This is a genomic window from Shigella sp. FC1967 (assembly GCF_001743005.1).
Lineage (GTDB): Bacteria > Pseudomonadota > Gammaproteobacteria > Enterobacterales > Enterobacteriaceae > Proteus.
The window spans coordinates 1-532 of the sequence record NZ_MIIZ01001181.1 but is presented as its reverse complement, the minus strand read 5'-3'; the positions used below and the strand labels follow the sequence as shown (position 1 = coordinate 532).

Here is a 532-nt window from a genome sequence, read left to right as displayed (position 1 = left end):
CTGAACATTGAGCCTTGATGTGTAGGATAGGTGGGAGACTATGAAGTGTGGACGCCAGTCTGCATGGAGTCAACCTTGAAATACCACCCTTTAACGTTTGATGTTCTAACCTAGGTCCATAATCTGGATCGGGGACCGTGTCTGGTGGGTAGTTTTGACTGGGGCGGTCTCCTCCTAAAGAGTAACGGAGGAGCACGAAGGTTGGCTAAGCATGGTCGGACATCATGCGGTTAGTGCAAAGGCATAAGCCAGCTTGACTGTGAGAGTGACGGCTCGAGCAGGTACGAAAGTAGGTCTTAGTGATCCGGTGGTTCTGAATGGAAGGGCCATCGCTCAACGGATAAAAGGTACTCCGGGGATAACAGGCTGATACCGCCCAAGAGTTCATATCGACGGCGGTGTTTGGCACCTCGATGTCGGCTCATCACATCCTGGGGCTGAAGTAGGTCCCAAGGGTATGGCTGTTCGCCTTTAAAGTGGTACGCGAGCTGGGTTTAGAACGTCGTGAGACAGTTCGGTCCCTATCTGCCGT

1 rRNA gene is annotated in these 532 nt (G+C 52.4%); it reads left to right on the top strand.

Annotated elements, in window-relative coordinates:
• Nucleotides 1-532: ribosomal RNA gene (locus BHE89_RS20020) — 23S ribosomal RNA — on the top strand; the annotation flags it as partial.